Below are 3,421 nucleotides of genomic sequence, written 5' to 3' on the forward strand. Positions count from 1 at the left end.
CGCTCGTCACATGGCTGTAGTAACGAGGGGGATTCTGGCTTCATGCTCATATAGTTATGATACTTTCGAGTATGGACCTCCTTGGCGTGTTATTTTTATAAACGGACGCTCTGCGAGATATGCCTCGAGGAGCTTGTCTCTTGATTTGATTCTGACCGGTGCGCCGGGCTCCCAGATCGGCTCTTTTACGTAAGCAAGACCAATGCCCTGTTTGAGGATCGGTGAGTACCCGCCACTGGTTACGGTTCCTATCTCGTTGCCGGTATTATCGAGCATCGTATCCCCTTTTCTAGCTATGCCGTGATTGACGATGAAGCCGGTCAATTTCTTTTGTATTCCCGTGTGAAGTTGCCGTTCTAACGCGTCGCGGCCGACAAAATCGCCTTTATCGAACGAGACGAACCGTTGAAGGCCTGCTTCCAGCGGTGTCGTTTCTTCGGTTATGTCGTTTCCATAGAGGGGCAATCCTACCTCAAGGCGCAGCGTGTCGCGGGCGCCAAGCCCGGCGGGTTTAGCGCCCGCCGCTATCAATATCGTCCATGCGTGCTTTGCCGCCGCCGGGTCGCACATAATTTCATACCCTTCTTCGCCGGTGTAACCCGACCTCATAATGGTAAAGTTGTGGCCATCTATTTTGATTGTTTTTGCGGTATAGCGCTTGTATGTACTGGGGTCCTCTTTATAGACATCCCGTAGAATATCGGGTGAGTTTGGCCCCTGGAGCGCAAGAAGGCACAGCTCATCAGTGCGATCGTATAGTTCGACCCTAGGGGATCCGTACTTTTTGAACCAGGTCAGGATGGCGTTTTTTCGAGCAGCGTTTGGAACCGTATAGTAATCGTTGTCGCCGAAGCGATAGATTATCTCGTCGTCTAAGATGCCGCCCGACTGGTTGCAGAAGAGCGTATAGGCGCCTTTGCCGATGGGGAGTTTTGCGATATCCGCAGTTGCGACATATTGAAGGAACTCCGTTGCGCCGCTTCCCCTTATTTCGATCTTCCCGAGGTGCGAAACATCAAAAAGGCCTGCTGCCATGCGCACGGCCATGCTTTCCTGGATGATGCTGGTATAGGAAAGTGCGAGTTCCCAACCGGCAAATTCGGTAAAGCGTGCCCCGAGTTGGTATTCTTCCGTGTAGAGTGGTGTCCTCTTTAGCATCTCTTGTTCCCCTTTTACGGCTTGTTTGATATATTATGCATTTCCGTTTTGGGCGGTATTGAAACGGGACGGGTTCCGGACGTAAAAAGCCCCCGTGAGAAAGCGGGGGCTTTTTACTCCTACCTTGGAATTACGTGGTTAGTTATTATTTTTTGTAATCAAGCGTAGCTGCGATCATCTGAGCCGCCTCGCACCGTGTTGCCGGATTGTTCGGCCTGAATGTTTTATCCGCATAGCCGTTCACAATATCTGCGGTTACACAAGAATTGATGAGTTCTTTCGCCCAGTGCGAGTTGATATCGGTCAGGCTGCTGCTACCCTTTGGCAGGTCAAGCGCCATCGCGAGAATTTTGGCGATCTCCCCGCGCGAGATATTCTTACCAGGTCTAAAGAAGCCATCTTTGTAGCCGTGTAGAACACCGTGGGCTTTGCCGGTCTCGATGTACTTGAATGACCAGTCGCCGGTGTCAACATCCGGGAAGGATGCGTTTGAGGTGTTCTCAAGCTCCCAGCCCATTGCTACAACGAGCATCTTTGCGAACTCGGCGCGGGTGACGTCTTGCTCCGGCCTGAAGGTTCCGTCCGGATACCCGCTGACCGCATTCAGAGCTATAAGCCGTGCGGCGGCTTCGCTACAGTACATGCTGGCGGGAACATCCTTGAATACGACCGCACCTTTTACTTTGGTTATCGCGGCTTCAACTTCATTCGACCTGCCACTCTCATTGCGAGAGGTATCCACGGCAGTGACGTAATAAATATAGGTCGTGCCGGCTTCGGCTGAAGAATCATTAAACGTCTCTTTGCTTAACAGCGCGTCATTCAGCTTCTTGAATGAGTCGCTCGAGCCTTTTACTTTGCGATAGAGGTTATAGCCTGCGAGATCGCTCTCCGGGCTCTTCGTCCAGGCAAGCGAGATTGTTGGATCTGTTGACGTCACTCGCAGTTTGAGTGGTGCCGCCGGTGGAGTGATATCGCCACCACCGCTAACTGGCCGGCTAACCACGTGAATCGTAACTGTTGCGGTCTCAGATGGTAGCGGTATATCAGAGGGTGGCATAACCGGATCGAATGCGCCACCTGGGTACATCGAGTGGTATTCGCAAACGAAGAACGTAAAGGTATCTTCGCCGACGAAGCCGGAATCAGGTGTGTATTTTACTGTGTTGCCACTTATAGACCAGTTATTACCATACGCAACAAGCCCGCTAAGTGTACCATGCAATGGGGTTGTTTCTACAAAGTAAAACAGAGGATCGTTCTCGACATCAGAACCAAGTAAGGTGATGTCTGTAGGTGTATCTCGGTAAACAGTTATCGTTTGGTTGTTGGCTACAGGTGCATCCTCCATAGGAGTCACCCCTATGGAATAGGTTGCGTTGTTCGAGTCGTCTATACCGTCATTGGCTTTGAACGTGAAGCTATCCGGTCCGTTGTAGTCCTTAGCTGGCGTATAGATAACCTCACCATTCTCGTTTATCGCGCTAAGCGAGCCGTGGGCCGGCCCGGTTACGATACTTAACGTAAGCCCATCATCATCTTCATCGGTCGCTTGCAGTGCGATTGTCTTGGCCGTATCCTCAGCTGTCGAAGTGCTGTCATCTAAAACTACCGGCGGGCGGTTATCTGAAGCCTCGTATCCTATTGGCCAATAGTCTATGCCTCTAGTATTATCGTTTGGTTTATACCTGTATGCGACAAGGCAACTATCTGAGTCCGGGCTGAACGCTATGGAGGGTTGGGATAGGTCGTGGTCTGCATCCGGTTTACTGATAAAAGCGCTGCCGCCTGTGCCGTCATGATTGAAGAATCTTGCTTCGAGCCCAGGCCTCTGGTTAACAAGGGTCTCCCAGGCTACAGCAAAGCTATCGTCGCTTCTCCATGTTACCGTCGGGTTCGTTTCCTCGCCTTGGTTTATAACAACCGGGTTATCTTCAATCGACGTCAAATTAGTGTCGCCATATTGCACAACCTTACACAAGATGTCGTCATCGACAGAAGACTCAGCGGCATCTTCCTGAAATGCGAGCAGGAACTTGCCGTGGTCGCTGTCAAATGCCATTGCCGGGTTGGCGTGGGTGCTCGCCTTATTGGAAACATGGATTATCGACCCGTGTCTGGTCGCACTAGGCTCAATATCGATGAATCGCCCTTTGATATCCGACTTACCGTCACCGCGCTCGCTTTGCCAGGCAACAAAGAACTTTCTGACGCCGGTAGAGCTGTCAAAGCCGATTACGGGATTCTCTTGATTCGCTGTATC

At 51.3% G+C, this 3,421-nt stretch carries 2 protein-coding genes; both read right to left on the reverse strand.

What is annotated here, in order from left to right; translation table 11 throughout:
- Positions 1 to 54: 54 nt before the first annotated feature.
- Positions 55 to 1,158, reverse strand: coding sequence for a glycine cleavage system aminomethyltransferase GcvT (gene gcvT, locus ACYC56_RS13505; protein WP_461374696.1), 1,104 nt, complete (start codon positions 1,156 to 1,158; stop codon positions 55 to 57).
- Between the two features lie 145 nt (positions 1,159 to 1,303).
- Positions 1,304 to 3,421: S-layer homology domain-containing protein (locus ACYC56_RS13510; RefSeq protein WP_461374697.1), on the reverse strand; the 2,118-nt coding region annotated here is incomplete at its 5' end.

This window comes from Candidatus Aquicultor sp., from assembly GCF_054640775.1.